Consider the following 17,075-nt stretch of genomic DNA (forward strand, 5'->3'; position numbering starts at 1 on the left):
TACTCTCTGGAGCTTAAACATGTTCCCCAGCCTGTACATCTCCCATGGCTCCCCGATGCTAGCCCTGGAACCCGGCGCCAGTGGGCCGGCCCTCGCTCGCCTGGCAGCTGAAATGCCGAAGCCAAAAGCCATCGTGATTGTTTCTGCACACTGGGAAAGCAACGAGCTGCTGGTCGGCGGCAATCCGCAACCTGACACCTGGCACGATTTCGGTGGTTTCCCCAAAGCCCTGTTCGAAGTGCAATACCCGGCGCCTGGGGACCCCCAACTGGCCGCCGAAGTTGTCGAGCAGTTGAAGGCCAGCGACCTTCCGGCACGCATCGATCCCCAGCGCCCCTTCGACCATGGCGTATGGGTACCTTTGTCGTTGATGTATCCACAGGCGGACATCCCGATCGTTCAGGTGTCGCTGCCCACCCGTGGCGGCCCTGCCCTGCAAACCCGCGTCGGCCATGCCCTGTCCAGCCTGCGCGAGCACGGCGTATTGCTGATCGGCTCCGGCAGCATTACCCACAACCTGCGGGAACTGGATTGGCATGCCGGCTCGGAAAGCGTTGAACCCTGGGCACAAGCGTTCCGCGACTGGATGATCGAGAAACTTGCCGCCAACGATGAGGCCGCGCTGCATGACTATCGCGCGCAGGCACCGCATGCCGTACGCAACCATCCGAGCGATGAGCACTTGCTGCCGCTGTACTTTGCCCGCAGTGCCGGAGGTGATTTCAGTGTTGCGCACAAGGGATTCACCATGGGGGCGCTGGGCATGGACATCTATCGCTTCGGCTGACCTGCGATCTTTTTCAAAGGCAAAAAAATCCCCGAACCAGTCGGGGATTTTTCATGTTCGATCAATCAGCCCAAAGGCGGATCAATCTTCGCGATAGCGACGCAGCTTCAACTGCTTACCGGCAACGCGAGTGTCCTTCAGTTTGGTCAGCAACTTCTCCAGACCATCTTCCGGCAGCTCGACGAGGCTGAAGCTGTCACGCACCTGAATGCGACCGATCGCTTCACGCGCCAGGCCACCTTCGTTGAGGATGGCGCCCAGCAGGTTCTTGGCAGCGATACCGTCACGCGCACCCAGCGCGGTACGGCAACGGGCACGACCTTCACCCAATGGCATCGGAGCGCGACGCTCACGATCACCACGCTCAGGACGATCACCGGAACGCTCCGGACGATCGCCACGTGGCGCGTTGTTCGGCACCAGTGGACGCTCTTTCTCGATAGCGGCCAGGTTCAGCGCTTGACCGTTGGTAGCCTTGCGCAGCAGGGCTGCGGCCAGGGCACGCGGGCTGCAACCGATGTCGGCGGTCAGGCGATCGAGCAGATCACCGTGGGTCGATTCGGCATCAGCCACCAGCGGCGACAGGCTGTTGGTCAGTTTCTTGATGCGCGCATCCAGAACGGCTTGAGCGTCCGGCAGGCGAACTTCAGCAACTTTCTGACCGGTTACACGCTCGATCACTTGCAGCATGCGGCGCTCACGTGGAGTCACCAGCAGCAGTGCACGACCTTCGCGACCGGCACGGCCGGTACGGCCGATACGGTGAACGTAGGATTCCGGATCGTACGGCATGTCAACGTTGAATACGTGAGTGATGCGCGGAACGTCCAGGCCACGGGCAGCAACGTCGGTCGCCACAACGATGTCCAGGCGGCCATCTTTGAGGGAGTCGATCACGCGCTCACGCTGGTTCTGGGCGATGTCACCGTTCAGCGCAGCGGCTTTGTAGCCTTTGGCTTCCAGGGCACTGGCCAAGTCCAGGGTCGCTTGCTTGGTGCGCACAAACATGATCAGGGCGTCGAAATCTTCCACTTCCAGCAAGCTGAGAACGGCAGAAGTCTTCTGGTCAGCGTGAACCAACAGGTGAGCCTGTTCGATCGCGGTAACGGTCTGGGTCTTGCTCTGGATCTTCACGTGCTTCGGATCGCGCAGGTGGCGCTCAGCGATGGCACGGATCGATTGCGGCAGGGTGGCCGAGAACAATACGGTCTGACGGGTTTCCGGCATGGCCTTGAAGATAACTTCCAGGTCATCCATGAAGCCCAGTTTGAGCATTTCGTCTGCTTCGTCGAGAACCAGGTGGTTCACGGTCGCCAGAACTTTTTCGTCGCGACGCAGGTGGTCGCACAGACGGCCCGGTGTGGCGACAACGATCTGTGCGCCATTACGGATTGCTTTCAATTGTGGGCCCATCGGCGCGCCGCCGTAGACAGCCACAACAGTTACGCCCGGCATTTGCTTGGCGTAGGTTTCGAAAGCGGTTGCAACTTGTAGCGCCAACTCACGAGTTGGGGCCAGGATCAGAGCTTGCGGCTCGCGCTTGGACGGATCAATGCGGTGCAGGATAGGCAGGGCAAAGGCAGCGGTTTTACCGGTACCGGTTTGCGCCTGACCAATCATATCGTGACCGGCGAGAATGATCGGGATCGACTGCTGCTGAATGGCCGAAGGCTCTTCATAGCCGGTAGCGACTACTGCAGCGACAATATTGGGATGAAGTTCAAGAGCGGCGAAGCCGCCGATTTCCTGGGTCATGGGTCTGCCTCTAAGTGCATCCGCAAAGACCCATGCTCCAAAGCTGCGCATGCCGTGTTGAGACTCAAGAGTCGCCCTGGCAGCTTTGTCGGCGGGGATTTGCGAAAACGAATGAATGAAAAGAATCGTCAAGGGAGAGTCCGTAGTACGGACGTGCAGCCGAAGCTGACTTCGGGGAATTGCTCTACCTAAACGCGGCCCGGCTAAAGGCCGGCGCGCACTATACCGGAATTTGCCGAAAAAGGGAGCTTTTTTTATCGCAAAACTCCCGCATACGGCGTTCTGTCACAGGCTTTGCGGATAATCGTGCAAGCGTCTATTTTTCAAAGGCCCGGCCCAGCGGGCGATGGCGCTAAAACGGTTCATCTTGAAGACCCGGACCGCCGGTCTGACTCCCCTTCCCGCCCGAGGATATGCACCATGAAAGAGCTCGACACCCGCCGTGTGAGCCGTGAAAAGCGCGGTCATGTCCTGTTGATCGGCCTGGATCGGGTAGCCAAGCGCAATGCTTTCGACCTTGACCTGCTCAACGAGCTGAGCCTTGCCTATGGTGAGTTCGAAGCGGACAGCGATGCGCGGGTTGCGGTGGTATTCGGTCACGGCGAGCACTTCACCGCCGGGCTGGATCTGGTCAACGCCAGCGCTGCGCTGACCGAAGGCTGGCAGGCTCCGCCTGGCGGCTGCGATCCGTGGGGCGTATTTGCCGGCCCCCGGGTCAGCAAACCGGTAATCGTCGCCGCGCAGGGTTACTGCCTGACCATCGGCATCGAGTTGATGCTGGCCGCCGATATCAACCTGTGCGCCAGCAACACGCGCTTCGCGCAAATGGAAGTGCAGCGCGGGATCTTCCCTTTCGGCGGCGCCACATTGCGCCTGCATCAGGTCGCCGGTTGGGGCAATGCAATGCGCTGGATGCTGACCGGCGACGAGTTCGATGCTCACGATGCGCTGCACTTGGGCCTGGTACAGGAAGTGATGGCCAGCGAGGATTTGTTGCCAAGGGCCATTGAACTGGCTGAACGGATTGCGCGGCAGGCACCTCTGGGTGTGCAGGCGACGTTGATGTCGGCGCGACAGGCGCGTTACGAAGGGGAAACCGCCGCTGCGCACGGGTTGCCGGCGCAGGTGAAAAAGTTGCTGAGCAGCGAGGATGCCCAGGAGGGGGTGCGGTCGCTGGTGGAGCGGCGGCCCGGCATCTTCAAAGGCTGCTGAGATTTGCGTCGAAATAAAGATCGCTATCGCGGGCAAGCCTTGCTCCTACAGGTTTTGTTTCATCCGCAAGGACACGAAAACTGTGGGAGCATGGCTTGCCCGCGATGAGGCCCTCACGGGCACCGAATCATGTCGCCGGGCGAATCGCCTTGATCAACGACTGCAACGAATACCCCAACCGCGGCGCCAGCCCTTCGGCCCGGGATACCAGGCCTTCCATATCCAGCTCCTGATCCAGGTCCGACGGCACGATCAGAATCACATTGCCCTCCTTCACCGGCAGTTCCCAGTAATGCCGATGATAGAGCCCGCGCAGCAACGCGGCGCCCAACGGCTTGCCGTCATCGGTGGCCCATTGATTGATCACCAGCCAGCCACCCGGGTTGAGGCGTTTCTGGCAGTTTTCCAGGAAAGTCCACGCCAAGTGCCCGGCTCCCGGGCCTACGTCGGTGTAAAGATCAACAAAAATCAGGTCCGCGGGCTCGGCGGTGTCGAGCAACTCCAGCGCATCACCCACACGGATGTAAAGACGCGGATCGTCATCCAGCCCCAAATATTCGATGGCCAGGCGCGGCACATCCGGGCGCAACTCAATGGCTTCGACGTCGTCCAGCGGCAGGAATTTGAGGCAAGCCTGGGTCAACGTGCCTGCACCGAGGCCGAGGAACAATGCCGATTCCGGCTGTTCGTGGCACAGCGCGCCAATCAGCATCGCCCGGGTGTAGTCATACTCGAGCCAGCTCGGGTCGGCGGTGAACACGCAGCTTTGCTCGATGGCATCGCCGAATTCGAGAAAACGGTAATCAGCCACTTCCAGCACACGAATCACACCAAATTCGTCCTGCACCTCGGCGAGCAAATGCTCGACGCGCTCCTCAGTCATTTCGTCTCCCGATCGTTGCCGGGCCTGGCAACGCAACACACCGCAACATGAAGCGGCAAAGGCGCGATTGTCCGCGAAGCGACGGGAACAGGTCACGCACTAATTGCTGATAACATGGACGCCCGAGCGTAAAACACTAGAGATGATGATGAGCCAACCCTGGAGCCCTGACAGCTGGCGCGCCTTGCCGATCCAGCAACAACCTCAATATCCCGACGCTGCGCATTTGCAGCAGGTCGAGCAAACGCTGGCCAGCTATCCACCGCTGGTGTTTGCCGGCGAAGCGCGGGAATTGCGTCGTCAGTTTGCCGAAGTGACCCAGGGCCGCGCGTTTCTGTTGCAGGGCGGCGATTGCGCCGAAAGCTTCGCCGAGTTCTCCGCCGCAAAAATTCGCGATACGTTCAAAGTGTTGCTGCAAATGGCAATTGTCATGACCTTCGCGGCCGGTTGCCCGGTGGTCAAGGTTGGACGCATGGCCGGGCAATTCGCCAAACCGCGTTCAGCCAACGACGAGACCATCGACGGCATCACCCTGCCGGCCTACCGTGGCGACATCGTCAACGGCATCGGTTTCGACGAAAAAAGCCGTGTGCCGGACCCGGAACGCCTGCTCCAGTCCTATCACCAGTCCACCGCCACCCTGAACCTTTTGCGCGCCTTCGCCCAGGGCGGGTTTGCCGATCTGCATCAGGTGCACAAGTGGAACCTGGACTTCATCGCCAATTCGGCCCTGGCGGAAAAGTACAGCCATCTCGCCGACCGCATCGATGAAACCCTGGCCTTCATGCGTGCCTGCGGCATGGACAGCTCGCCGCAACTGCGCGAAACCAGCTTCTTCACCGCCCACGAAGCGCTGCTGCTGAACTACGAAGAAGCCTTCGTGCGGCGCGACAGCCTGACCAACGATTACTACGATTGCTCGGCGCACATGCTGTGGATCGGCGACCGCACCCGCCAGCTCGACGGCGCCCACGTCGAATTCCTGCGCGGAGTGAACAACCCGATCGGGGTCAAAGTCGGCCCGAGCATGAATCCTGACGACCTGATCCGCCTGATCGATGTGCTTAACCCGGACAACGACCCCGGTCGCCTGAACCTGATCGCCCGGATGGGCGCGAACAAGGTCGGCGATCACTTGCCGCAGCTGATTCGTGCGGTGCAGCGTGAAGGCAAGCAAGTACTGTGGAGTTCCGACCCGATGCACGGCAACACCATCAAGGCCAGCAGCGGCTACAAGACCCGCGACTTTGCGCAGATTCTGGGTGAGGTGAAGCAGTTCTTCCAGGTGCACGAGGCGGAAGGTTCCTACGCCGGTGGTATCCACATCGAGATGACCGGGCAGAATGTCACCGAGTGCATCGGTGGCGCGCGGCCGATTACCGAAGATGGGTTGTCGGATCGATATCACACCCACTGCGACCCGCGGATGAATGCCGATCAGTCGCTGGAACTGGCGTTTTTGATTGCAGAGACCTTGAAGCAAGTTAGGCGGTGAGTCATTAAATCTTTGATTGCCTGACAGGCAGCCATCGCGGGCAAGTTGAATCGTCGCACCGCCGCTCCCACAGGGATAGCGTTGTACACATAATTTGTGAATGGCGCGGTCATTGTGGGAGCTGGCTTGCCAGCGATGGCGTCAGCTCAGTCACCCTCAATCTGCGCTAATGCCACCCGCAACCGATCCGCACTCGCCCTTGGGCAATTCAACTGCACCCGCTCCAGCCCCAACCAGTCCGCAATCCGCCGCAGATTCACCGCCAACGCCAGCATCCCTTCGTCATCCAGCCCCGCCTCTTCCTCATGCACCGCATGCACTGCCAGCCGCCCTGCCGCCCGTTCGGCGCGCAAATCGACTCGCGCGGCAATCCGCTCGTTGTGCAAAAACGGCAAGACGTAATAGCCGTAGACCCGTTTTTCCTGCGGCGTGTAAATCTCCAGCCGATAGCGAAAATCGAACAGACGCTCGGTGCGGCTGCGCTCCCAGATCAGCGAATCGAACGGTGAAAGCAGTGCACTGGCCTCGACCCTGCGCGGCACCTTGGGCTCGGGCAGGCAATAGGCCGGTTGCTTCCAGCCCTGGACTTCGCAGGTGAGCAACTCGCCCGCCTCGACCAATTCAGCCAGACGCGGGCGGCTGTCGCCGGGGTTCAGGCGGAAGTAGTCGCGCAAGTCTTTCTCGGTGCCCACGCCCAAGGCTGTCGCGGCATGCACCAGCAAGCCACGCTGGGCCTCGGCTTCAGTGAGCAACGGCAGCGCCAGAACCTGTGAAGGAATGACTCGCTCCGGCAAGTCATAAAGCCGCTCGAATCCGCGCCGGCCAGCCACGGTCACTTCGCCGGCGGCAAACAACCATTCCAGCGCGTGCTTTTCCGCACTCCAGTCCCACCATGGCCCGGCCCGTTCCTGTCGGGTCGACAGGCTGCCGGCGCCCAACGCGCCCAGTTCTTCAACCGAGGCCAATACCCGGCGAATGGTGTCTTGCTGTTCACGACCGAAACGCGCCAGTTGTTGATAAATGTCTTCGCCACGCGTGGCACGCTGCATGCGCCAGCGCATCAGCGGGTACATCGACATCGGCAGTAACGACGCTTCGTGGCCCCAATATTCAAACAGCGTGCGACGTCGCCCCGAACTCCAGGCAGCCTGGTCGAGCAAGTCAGAAGAATAGGAACCCAGACGGGAAAACAGCGGCAGGTAGTGCGAGCGCACCACGGCGTTGACCGAATCGATTTGCAGGAGACCCAGCCGTTCGATCAGGCGGTTGAGCTGGGCAGACTTGATCGCCGCTGGCGGCTGGCGCCCGTTGAATCCTTGGGCGGCCAGTGCCAGACGCCGAGCCTGTTTGAGGGTAAAGGACAACGTTGCGGGCATGAGCATCTCCTTGTCTGCTCGCAACCTACCTCACCGGTAAGGGGTTTGTGTAGCGTCGTTCTCATCATTTATTGATCGGGTTCATTTATGCATCGGGTCGTTCCAGAACGGCTTGATCGACTCGTGCTCGACATCCGCCCGGCTCATGCCAATGTCCTTCAATGCCTCGTCGCTCAGGCTTGCCAGCAGTTCGCGCTCACGATGCAACTCGTACCAGCGGCTGATCTTGTGCAGCAGATCGGATATCAGGTGAACCGAATGGTGTTCTGTGCCTTGGAACTCATGTTGACCTTTCATCTTGTTGCCCTCCGTTTGGATGGCTCCAGTCTCGCGCCGGGTCTAAGATCAATCCAACAAATGTTTCTGATGGCAATCATCTCGGAGATTGATGTATGTCGAGCTACCCGACGATCGATACCGAAGTGTTGCGCACCTTTGTCGCGATTGCCGACCAGGGCGGCTTTACCCGCGCCGGTGAATTGGTCCATCGCACCCAGTCGGCCGTCAGCATGCAGATGAAACGGCTGGAGGAAGACGTGCTGCAGCGCCAGTTGTTCCAGCGCGACGGCCGTCAAGTGCGGCTCACCGCCGAGGGCCAGGTGCTGCTGGGGTATGCGCGGCGCATCCTCAAGTTGCACAGCGAAGTCTTCAACACCCTGCGCGAGCCAGACATGATCGGCACCGTGCGCATTGGTACGCCAGACGATTATGTGATGCGTTTCCTCCCGGGCATCCTGCGGCGGTTTGCCCAGTCCTATCCGCTGATCCAGATCGAAGTGCATTGCGAATCATCAAAACAATTGCTGATGCGCCAGGACCTGGACCTGTCCATCGTCACCCGCGAACCGGGCAGCGAAATCGGCCAGTTATTGCGCAAGGAGCGTTTTGTCTGGGCCGAAGCGCAATGCTACAGCGCCCACGAACAAACGCCGCTGCCGCTGGCCATGTTCAACAGCGATTGCTTCTGCCGCCTGTGGGCCTGCAACGCCCTCGATGCCCAAGGCCGCGATTACCGCGTGGCGTACAACAGCGACAGTCTGTCGGCGATCATGGCGGTGGTCAGTGCCGGCCTGGCGGTCACCGCGCAGCTGGAAAGCCTGATCACCGCGGACATGCGCATCCTCGGTGAAGCTGAAGACCTGCCGTTGCTGCCCGAGGCCAGCATCATGCTCGTGCGTAATCTGCACAATCCGTCGCCGATCACCGAATGCCTGGCCGAACACATCGTCGAAGGCTTCAAACTTTAAAGGCGAGCATCACCGCACAAAGCACCAGGAAACCGCAGAACAGCGCGCGCAACAGGCGCTCCGGCATGGCGTGAGCAATCTTCACGCCCCAACTGATGCTCATCAGTCCACCGATTGCCAGCGGTACGCCCACCCACCAGTCCACTTGATGATGCACGGCATAGGTCACCAGAGTGACGCCGGTGCTTGGCAATGCGAGCGCCAACGACAAACCCTGCGCGACCACTTGAGTGGTGCCAAACAGGCTGGTCAGCACGGGCGTTGCCACCACTGCCCCGCCCACGCCGAACAACCCGCCCATGGTGCCGGATGCCGCACCGAGCACACCCAGCCAGGGCCATCCATAGTTCATCTGTGAAGAGGCCGGTGCGCTGGCGAGGAACATGCGCATCAAGTTGTAGGCCGAAAGCGCGATCAGAAAAGCGACGAAGCCAATACGCATGGTTTGCGCATCTATCCCCACCGCCCAGATCGAGCCGATCCAGGCGAAGCAGAACCCCATCGAGGCCAGCGGCAGCGCGTGATGCAACTCGATCCTGTTGCGTTGGTGATAACGCCACAACGCCAGCATCACGTTCGGTACCACCATCACCAGCGCAGTCCCTTGGGCGATCTGTTGATCGAGCCCGAATAAAACGCCCAGCAGCGGAATGGCGATCAAGCCACCTCCGATGCCAAATATTCCGCCGAGCGTACCCAAGGCAGCGCCAAAGGCCAAATACATCAAAAACTCAATCACAGGCGTTTTCCTCCTACGTCAGGCGATTCATCCTACGCAGTTGGTTCTGGCGCGGAAACGCACAGCAACGCACAATGGCTGTGCCAACTTCGCATAAGCGTTACAGACGATGAATCCCGATCAATTGACCGAGCAACTGGGCTTGTTTCTGGATGTACTGGAAACCGGCAGCTTTTCCGCGGCCTCGCGCCGTCATCCGTTGACCCCATCGGCCGTCGCGCGACGCATTGATAGCCTGGAAAACGCTGTCGGCAGCCAATTGTTCATTCGCAGCACCCACGCGGTCCGTGCAACGCCGGCCGGCCTGGCGTTTGCCGAACGGGCGCGGCGGATCGTCGCCGAGTTACGCCTGGCCCGCGCCGAAGCTGTGTCCCTGAGCAGCGCTCCAGAAGGCTTGATTCGGGTGGATGCGCCTGCCGCGTTCGGGCGTCGGCATCTGGCGCCGGTCATTGCTGACTTCCTGATGCTGTATCCCGGCCTTGATGTGCAATTGCACCTGATCGACAGTTTCGTCGACATGCAGGGCTTGAACCTGGGCAAGGTCGATCTGGTATTGCGTGCCGGACAGATGGCCGACACGCGATTGGTGGCCACACCGCTGGCGAGCATGGTGCGCATCGCCTGCGCCAGCCCTGACTATCTGAAACGACGTGGCGTGCCCAATGATCCGGCACAATTGATTGAACACGACGGTCTTGACTGGGACGGCCTGGCGCCACCTTTTGCCTGGCGCTTCGAACGTGAAGGCCAAATGCATTTGCATCGCCCCTCGCGCATCCGCATGAGCGCCAACAATGCCGAAGCCCTGGTCTGCGGTGCGCTCGCCGGGCTGGGTATCGCGCATTTGCCGACATGGCTGGCCAGTGAGTATCTGTTGCGCGGGGAACTGGTGCCGCTGTTCTGCGACAATGGCCTGCCCAAACCGGAGAGTTCGGGAATCTATGCCTTGCGCCTGCAACAACAATCCAGTTCGCGCAGCCGATTGCTGCTGGAATACCTGAAAACCCGCTTCAGCCCCATCCCCCCCTGGGATCTGGTCCTGCAAACCCACCTGGACCACCACTCGTCCTGAATTATCTGGCGCATTAAAGATTTGCCCGCTAGATTCATGATGATCACCGATCAAAGGCTTCGAAATGACCACCGAGCGCGACACCCCGGACAACTGCGACGACCTGCTGCTGGACAACCAGGCCTGCTTCGCCTTGCACTCCACCTCACTGATGTTGACCAAGGTCTACAAGCCCTTGCTGCAGGCGTTGGGCCTGACTTATCCGCAGTACCTGGCGATGATGGTGTTGTGGGAAAAGGACGGCTTGACCGTGGGCGAAATCAGCACGCGCCTGCTGACTGATCCCGGCTCGCTCACCCCGCTGCTCAAACGCCTGGAAGCCGAAGGTGTGCTCAGCCGCACCCGCAGCCGCGAAGACGAACGCGTGGTGATCATCGAACTCACCGAAAAAGGTCGCGCCCTGCGTGACAAGGCCCGTGGCATTCCTCAATGCATCCTCGGCGCCAGCGGCATGACCCTTGAGCGATTGCAGAAACTGCAGGCGGAACTGCAAGCGCTGCGTCGTCACTTGCAAGACAGTCTGTAACTCTTTCTACCAGCGCACATCCCTGTAGGAGTGAGCCTGCTCGCGATAGCGGCTCGACATTCGCATGAGTGTCGACTGACTCACCGCCATCGCGAGCAGGCTCACTCCTACAGTTGTTTTGCGTTGAAGCGAAAATCCAGTTCGCTCCGCACCCCTGAAAACTCCCCTTCCACAGCTCTAGTTCAAGCCTTTCAAGCGAAGACCATCATCAGGTTTTTAAATTTCCCGGTTTTTTTTCCAAAATTTATCTTGCGCACTAAACATTAGCGCGATACATTCACCTCGCACTTACTTAACGCGCAAACATTTAGCGCAAACAATCAAACCCGAACGAGGCTTTCACCATGCAAACTCTCTACACCGCAGTTGCAACTTCCACCGGTGGCCGTGACGGTCGTGCTGTTTCCAGCGACAACATTCTCGACGTCAAACTGGCTACCCCGAAAGAACTCGGCGGTGCTGGCGGTGCGGCGACCAACCCTGAACAGCTGTTCGCAGCCGGCTACTCCGCCTGCTTCATCGGCGCCCTGAAATTCGTTGCCAGCCAGAGCAAGCGCAGCATCCCGAGCGATGCGTCGATCACCGCCCACGTCGGTATCGGCCAGATTCCTGGCGGTTTCGGTCTGGACATCGACCTGCACATCAGCTTGCCGGGCCTTGAACAAGCCGACGCGCAAGCCCTGGTCGATGCTGCCCACCAGGTTTGCCCGTACTCCAATGCCACCCGCGGCAATGTCGAAGTACGTCTGCACGTCACCGTCTAATCACTGACCCACTCAGGCCCGAACAGGAAATGAACATGAACACTTTCAGCAAAGTCTTGACCGGTACCCTTCTCGCTCTGTCGATCAACAACGCGTTCGCCGGTGATGTCGAGCACAACACCCAGGCATTCCTCGACGTGTTGAATGCCGGCACCGGCAAGCCGATCGAGCAAATGACGCCTGCACAAGCCCGCGCCGTGCTAGTGGGTGCGCAGGCCGGGGTCAAGCTGACGCTGCCAAAAGCCGATGTCAGCCAGAAGACCATTCAGGTCGACGGCCAACCGCTGAGCCTGACTATCGTCCGGCCGGCCGGGGTCAAGGGCGAGCTGCCAGTGTTCATGTTCTTCCACGGCGGTGGCTGGGTACTGGGAGATTTCCCGACCCACGAACGACTGGTTCGTGACCTGGTTGTCGGTTCGGGCGCAGCGGCGGTCTTCGTCAACTACACGCCGTCGCCGGAAGCGCATTACCCGGTGGCGATCAACCAGGCGTACGCCGCGACCAAATGGGTAGCTGAACACGGTAAAGAGATCAACGTCGATGGCAAACGCCTGGCCGTGGCCGGCAACAGCGTCGGTGGCAACATGGCGGCCGTGGTTGCGCTGATGGCAAAAGACAAAGGCACGCCAGCGATCAAGTTCCAGGTATTGCTGTGGCCGGTGACCGATGCCAACTTCGAGACGGCATCCTACAACCAGTTTGCCGAAGGGCACTTCCTCAGCAAAAACATGATGAAGTGGTTCTGGGACAACTACACCACCGACGCCAAGCAGCGTAACGAGATCTATGCCTCGCCGTTGCGGGCTACCCCTGCGCAACTCAAGGGTCTGCCACCGGCGCTGGTGCAAACGGCGCAAGCGGATGTGCTGCGCGACGAAGGTGAAGCCTACGCCCGCAAACTCGATGAGGCCGGTGTACCTGTAACTTCGGTTCGCTACAACGGCATGATCCACGACTACGGTTTGCTCAACGTGGTGAGCCAGGTTCCAGCGGTTCGTTCGGCAATGTTGCAGGCTTCGCAGGAACTCAAGGAACACCTGAAGAAATAACTGCCCTGCAGGAGCCAGGCTTGCCGGCGAAAGCGAGCTCAAGTACGCCTTCGCCGGCAAGCCTGGCTTCTACGGGTTCAGTGTCAGCTTGAACAGGATCCACAGGCACAAAAAAGCCCGACTCCAAGGTCTGATTCAGTTCACTCAAGGACGAACACTGGACCGTGGCGAGGGAGCTTGCTCCCGCTGGGGCGCGAAGCGGCCCTGAAAGGGACTGCTGCGCAGCCCATCGCGAGCAGGCTCGCTCCTACAGCAGAACTGGATGTTTCATCCAGGCACAAAAAAGCCCGACTCAATGGTCGGGCTTTTTCATTCCTCAAGCAGTGCTTATTTAGCACGGCCTTTGTAGGAACCGCCTTCGCGGGTATCGATCTCGATCATGTCGCCGATTTCGATGAAGTCAGCAACCGACAGCTCGGTACCGTTCTTCAGTTTGGCAGGCTTCATTACCTTGCCGGAAGTGTCGCCGCGAGCGGAACCTTCGGTGTAGTCGATCTGACGCACGATGGTGGTCGGCAGCTCTACGGATACCAGACGGTCTTCGAAGAACACGGCTTCGCAAACGTCGGTCATGCCTTCTTCGATGAACGGCAGAACGCTTTCGATGTCTTCAGCGTTCAGCTCGTACATGGTGTAGTCAGTGGTGTCCATGAACGTGTAGGTGTCGCCGCTGATGAAGGACAGGGTCGCTTCTTTGCGGTCGAGGATCACGTCGTCCAGTTTGTCGTCAGCGCTGTAAACGATCTCGGTCTTGTAACCGGTCAGCAGGTTTTTCAGCTTGGTCTTCATGATCGCGCTGTTACGACCCGACTTGGTGAATTCAGCTTTCTGAACCAGCCAAGGATCGTTTTCGAGACGGATCACGGTACCGGGTTTCAGTTCTTTACCAGTTTTCATTGCGAATATCCGAATTTGGATGGGATTTACAAAAATCTAGGCCGCGTATCATATCCAATTTCCATAAAACTGTACCAGCGCCGTGGCAAGATCGGCCTGCAAGGCTTGTTCCAGACACCATGACTCGGCGTGTTTTTCCAGCTCCGGCCAGTGTTTACGAGTGGATTGCCAGTGGTCGGTCATTTTTTCGCCGGCGTTCCACGCCCGCCAAAGACCGCTGATCGCCTCCCGAGCAGGTTCCGACAGCCCTTTCACATACAACGACAGAAAGGCTTCGAGCTTGTCCAGGTGGACATCTTCTTCCTGCTGATAGATATGCCAGAGCAGAGGCCGACCCGCCCATTGCGCGCGGACGAAGGAATCTTCACCACGCACGGCGTTGAAATCACAACTCCACAGCAACAGGTCATATTGATCCTGGCGGACAAACGGCAGCACCTGCACGGTCACGGCCTCACGCACGTGCAACGCGCCGGCCTGCAAATCATTCACGCCCAGCCAGCGTTCTACATCGCCGAGGATCCGCCCTTCCGGCACCAGCAGATGAGTGGCCGTCGAATCACTGGCCAGCGCATCCAGCCAACTGGCAAGCCCGGCATTTTCATAGGCGAACAACGACATCAGCTGCGCACCGGCTGCACACTCGACACCCAAGCCCTGCAGAAAGGTGCGCCGAGCCTCGGGATCCTGCTGAAACCGCCAACGTCGTTCGAGCAATCCGTTTTCACGCAACAAGCCGCCCGTGCCTTTCTGGAATCCCGGAAAGAAGAAGAATTTCTGTACGTGCTTGTACTTCACCGAAGGCAAGCCGTGACAGCCGACCACCCAATCCTCGGCACTCAGGTAATCGAGGTTCATCCACAACGGTGTTTTTTGGCGCTCGGCCATCGCTTCCATATAGGCAGCGGGCAACTGGCAGGCGAATGCGGCTATCACCACATCCGCCGCTTCTGTCGGCAGCCACTCGGCGGGCCACTGCCGCACCTCGACACCTTGCTGCCACTGCTGCGCAACATGGATATCGATCTCGGGGCACATGCGCTCAAAGGCACGCAGGTCGTCGACCCATAAACGCACCGCCAGCGAATGCTCGGCCACCAACTGCCGAGCCAGGCGCCAGGTCACACCGATGTCGCCGTAGTTATCGACCACGGTGCAAAAAATATCCCAGCGGGGTTTCATTTCAGGCATTCCAGGTTCCCGTTGGCAAAAGCCGCGATTGTCCGCATAAATTACCCTGCGCAGAAGAGCCGACGACGATTAATCTTCGTGCGACAATCGGCACTCGCCCGCGCCCCACCGCCAGGAGGCAGTCATGCCCTACCGTACCAATCCGCGCCGCTCGTTGCCGATCCAGCTCAATGCCTTGCAATTGACCGGCAGTATCGCCCTCGGTCTGTGGCTGGGCTTTCTCGCCATCGCGCTGACCTGCTGGCTCGCCTCGCGCCTGTTTTTCAGCGAGCAATTGGCCCCGGTGGCCCAAGCGGTACAGCAAATGGCCAACCCGCCGGTGGTGCAACAGGTTCCGGATATCCCACCACAGAGTCCGCTGTTCGAGCAGTATGAACAGAACCTGCGCAAGGACGAACAGGCGCAACGACTCGATCAGGCGCGCAGCAGCAACCGCAATCTGTCGAACGCCAAATGTCAGTTCTGGCTGCAACAGGACCAGACGGCACCCAGCGAAAAAAGCCGCGCCAATGTCCTGCAATTCTGCGATTGATCATGAACAAACAAACTGTCCACCAACTGATTCTCGACAAGCTGCGAGTCGATCTCGACATCGCTGAACGGGCCGCACAGACCGCTTACGAAACCGCGACCCATGAAGAAAACATCGCCGAGAACAAATACGACACGTTGGGGCTCGAGGCGTCATATCTGGCAGCCGGGCAGGCCAGGCGTGTGGAGGAAATTCGCCAGTCACTGGCGTTGTGTCAAAACCTGGTGCTGCGTGCGTATGACGAGCGACGCGGCATTGAAGTCGGCGCCCTGCTGGGTCTGGAAGACGAAAAAGGTCGAGAGCAATGGCTGTTTCTGGCGCCTGATGCGGCGGGTCTGAAGGTCGATCTGGTGGGGCAGTTGATTACTGTCATCACCCCGCGCTCACCGCTGGGCAAAAGCCTGCTGGGCAAGTTCGAAGGTGATGAAGTGGAGATTCTGGTGGCGGGCACTCGGCAACAGTTCGCTGTTACCGAGGTCGTATAAACAGGCTTAGTGAACCGGCAGTTCGACGCCGTCGAACAGTTCTTCCAGTTCTTGCTTGTTGTGGCACTGGATGGCTTTGGCCATGACTTCGCGGGTCAGGTGCGGGGCGAACTTCTCGATGAAGTCGCACATGAAACCACGCAGGAAGGTGCCGCGACGGAAGCCGATCTTGGTGATGCTGGATTCGAACAATTCGCTGGCATCGAGCACCACCAGGTCGCTGTCGAGTTTGGTGTCGACGGCCATTTTCGCCACGATACCCACACCCAGGCCCAGGCGAACGTAGGTCTTGATCACGTCGGCGTCGGCAGCGGTGAACACCACTTTCGGCGTCAGGCCGCGATGGCTGAAGGCTTCGTCGAGCTTCGAACGGCCAGTGAAACCGAACACGTAAGTCACGATCGGGTATTCAGCGAGGGCTTCGAGGGTCAGCTTCGACAGCTTGGTCAGTGGGTGGCCCTGAGGCACGACCACGCAGCGGTTCCAGCGGTAGCACGGCATCATGACCAAATCACCGAACAGCTCGAGCGCTTCGGTGGCGATGGCGAAATCCACGGTGCCATCAGCGGCCATTTCGGCGATCTGCATCGGCGAACCCTGGTGCATGTGCAAGGCAACGTCCGGGTACTGCTTGATGAAATTACTGATCACCGGCGGCAACGCATAACGCGCCTGGGTGTGGGTGGTGGCGATCGACAGGGTGCCCTTTTTCTCGTTGGAGAATTCCTGAGCGATCTGCTTGATGCTTTCAACCTTGCGCAGGATTTCGCCAGCGGTGGTGATGATCCGCTCACCGGCCGGGGTGACGCGGGTCAGGTGCTTGCCACTGCGGGCGAACACTTCGACGCCCAATTCGTCTTCCAGCAGGCGGATCTGTTTGCTGATGCCCGGTTGCGAGGTGTAAAGGCTTTGGGCTGTAGCGGAAACGTTGAGGTCGTGGTGCGCCACTTCCCAGATGTAGCGCAGTTGTTGAAGCTTCATATGAATCCCTCAAAGCAGTTGGACGCCACGGGCATCAGCGACGGTATATAACTATATTAATGGTTTGAAGAATAAATCTAGAAC

At 59.4% G+C, this 17,075-nt stretch carries 18 protein-coding genes; 10 read left to right on the forward strand and 8 right to left on the reverse strand.

Annotation, left to right across the window (positions count from 1 at the left end; genetic code table 11):
• The first annotated feature begins 19 nt into the window (after positions 1-19).
• Positions 20-787, forward strand: coding sequence for a DODA-type extradiol aromatic ring-opening family dioxygenase (locus ASD60_RS24070; protein WP_056856385.1), 768 nt, complete (start codon positions 20-22; stop codon positions 785-787).
• An 81-nt stretch (positions 788-868) separates the two neighbouring features.
• Here the strand turns inward: ASD60_RS24070 and ASD60_RS24075 are convergent, their stop codons facing one another.
• Complete coding sequence (locus tag ASD60_RS24075) at positions 869-2,542, reverse strand: DEAD/DEAH box helicase (RefSeq protein WP_056856386.1); 1,674 nt, start codon at positions 2,540-2,542, stop codon at positions 869-871.
• Between the two features lie 420 nt (positions 2,543-2,962).
• Here ASD60_RS24075 and ASD60_RS24080 point away from each other — a divergent pair, with 420 nt between their 5' ends.
• Positions 2,963-3,754, forward strand: coding sequence for a crotonase/enoyl-CoA hydratase family protein (locus ASD60_RS24080; protein ID WP_056856387.1), 792 nt, complete (start codon positions 2,963-2,965; stop codon positions 3,752-3,754).
• A gap of 127 nt (positions 3,755-3,881) precedes the next feature.
• Here ASD60_RS24080 and ASD60_RS24085 read toward each other — a convergent pair whose 3' ends face one another.
• Positions 3,882-4,637: a spermidine synthase gene (locus ASD60_RS24085; RefSeq protein ID WP_056856388.1), complete on the reverse strand. Its 756-nt coding sequence runs from the start codon at positions 4,635-4,637 to the stop codon at positions 3,882-3,884.
• A 148-nt stretch (positions 4,638-4,785) separates the two neighbouring features.
• Here ASD60_RS24085 and ASD60_RS24090 point away from each other — a divergent pair, with 148 nt between their 5' ends.
• Positions 4,786-6,132: a class II 3-deoxy-7-phosphoheptulonate synthase gene (locus tag ASD60_RS24090; protein WP_056856389.1), complete on the forward strand. Its 1,347-nt coding sequence runs from the start codon at positions 4,786-4,788 to the stop codon at positions 6,130-6,132.
• A 146-nt stretch (positions 6,133-6,278) separates the two neighbouring features.
• Here the strand turns inward: ASD60_RS24090 and ASD60_RS24095 are convergent, their stop codons facing one another.
• Together ASD60_RS24095 and ASD60_RS24100 are read right to left on the reverse strand one after the other, a co-directional pair.
• Complete coding sequence (locus ASD60_RS24095; protein ID WP_056856390.1) at positions 6,279-7,508, reverse strand: winged helix-turn-helix domain-containing protein; 1,230 nt, start codon at positions 7,506-7,508, stop codon at positions 6,279-6,281.
• A gap of 81 nt (positions 7,509-7,589) precedes the next feature.
• A complete protein-coding gene (locus ASD60_RS24100) occupies positions 7,590-7,805 on the reverse strand; it encodes a DUF1127 domain-containing protein (RefSeq protein WP_056856391.1) in 216 nt (71 codons plus the stop codon).
• Between the two features lie 95 nt (positions 7,806-7,900).
• Between ASD60_RS24100 and ASD60_RS24105 the strand changes: the two genes are divergently transcribed.
• Entirely contained in the window at positions 7,901-8,755 is an 855-nt protein-coding gene (locus tag ASD60_RS24105) for a LysR substrate-binding domain-containing protein (protein WP_056856392.1), read from the forward strand.
• On the opposite strand, the gene ASD60_RS24110 is transcribed toward ASD60_RS24105, so the two are convergent.
• Positions 8,745-9,494, reverse strand: a complete 750-nt coding sequence (locus ASD60_RS24110) for a sulfite exporter TauE/SafE family protein (RefSeq protein WP_082557657.1) — start codon at positions 9,492-9,494, stop codon at positions 8,745-8,747. The two genes, ASD60_RS24105 and ASD60_RS24110, sit on opposite strands and share 11 nt — an antisense overlap.
• A 109-nt stretch (positions 9,495-9,603) precedes the next feature.
• Between ASD60_RS24110 and ASD60_RS24115 the strand changes: the two genes are divergently transcribed.
• The 4 genes from ASD60_RS24115 to ASD60_RS24130 all read left to right on the forward strand — a co-directional run bounded on the left by ASD60_RS24115 (position 9,604) and on the right by ASD60_RS24130 (position 12,905).
• Positions 9,604-10,566 carry a LysR family transcriptional regulator gene (locus tag ASD60_RS24115; RefSeq protein ID WP_056856394.1) on the forward strand — a complete coding sequence of 321 codons (963 nt, stop codon included), beginning with the start codon at positions 9,604-9,606 and terminating at the stop codon, positions 10,564-10,566.
• Between the two features lie 64 nt (positions 10,567-10,630).
• A complete protein-coding gene (locus tag ASD60_RS24120) occupies positions 10,631-11,092 on the forward strand; it encodes a MarR family winged helix-turn-helix transcriptional regulator (protein ID WP_056856395.1) in 462 nt (153 codons plus the stop codon).
• 344 nt (positions 11,093-11,436) lie between these two features.
• A complete protein-coding gene (locus ASD60_RS24125) occupies positions 11,437-11,856 on the forward strand; it encodes an organic hydroperoxide resistance protein (RefSeq protein ID WP_056856396.1) in 420 nt (139 codons plus the stop codon).
• A 35-nt stretch (positions 11,857-11,891) separates the two neighbouring features.
• Positions 11,892-12,905 carry an alpha/beta hydrolase gene (locus ASD60_RS24130; RefSeq protein WP_056856397.1) on the forward strand — a complete coding sequence of 338 codons (1,014 nt, stop codon included), beginning with the start codon at positions 11,892-11,894 and terminating at the stop codon, positions 12,903-12,905.
• Between the two features lie 327 nt (positions 12,906-13,232).
• On the opposite strand, the gene ASD60_RS24135 is transcribed toward ASD60_RS24130, so the two are convergent.
• On the reverse strand, positions 13,233-13,802 hold the full coding sequence (locus ASD60_RS24135) for an elongation factor P (protein ID WP_056856398.1): 570 nt from the start codon (positions 13,800-13,802) through the stop codon (positions 13,233-13,235).
• A 48-nt stretch (positions 13,803-13,850) separates the two neighbouring features.
• Positions 13,851-14,993, reverse strand: coding sequence for an elongation factor P maturation arginine rhamnosyltransferase EarP (gene earP / locus ASD60_RS24140; protein ID WP_056856399.1), 1,143 nt, complete (start codon positions 14,991-14,993; stop codon positions 13,851-13,853).
• Between the two features lie 124 nt (positions 14,994-15,117).
• On the opposite strand from earP, the gene ASD60_RS24145 reads away from it, so the two are divergent.
• Complete coding sequence (locus ASD60_RS24145; protein WP_056856400.1) at positions 15,118-15,525, forward strand: hypothetical protein; 408 nt, start codon at positions 15,118-15,120, stop codon at positions 15,523-15,525.
• Positions 15,526-15,527: 2 nt separating this feature from the next.
• Positions 15,528-16,010, forward strand: coding sequence for a GreA/GreB family elongation factor (locus ASD60_RS24150; RefSeq protein ID WP_056856401.1), 483 nt, complete (start codon positions 15,528-15,530; stop codon positions 16,008-16,010).
• Positions 16,011-16,016: 6 nt separating this feature from the next.
• On the opposite strand, the gene cysB is transcribed toward ASD60_RS24150, so the two are convergent.
• Positions 16,017-16,991: an HTH-type transcriptional regulator CysB gene (cysB, locus tag ASD60_RS24155; RefSeq protein ID WP_007899921.1), complete on the reverse strand. Its 975-nt coding sequence runs from the start codon at positions 16,989-16,991 to the stop codon at positions 16,017-16,019.
• Positions 16,992-17,075 lie beyond the last annotated feature (84 nt).

The organism is Pseudomonas sp. Root562 (assembly GCF_001427125.1).
In the GTDB taxonomy this organism is placed as follows: Bacteria; Pseudomonadota; Gammaproteobacteria; order Pseudomonadales; family Pseudomonadaceae; genus Aquipseudomonas.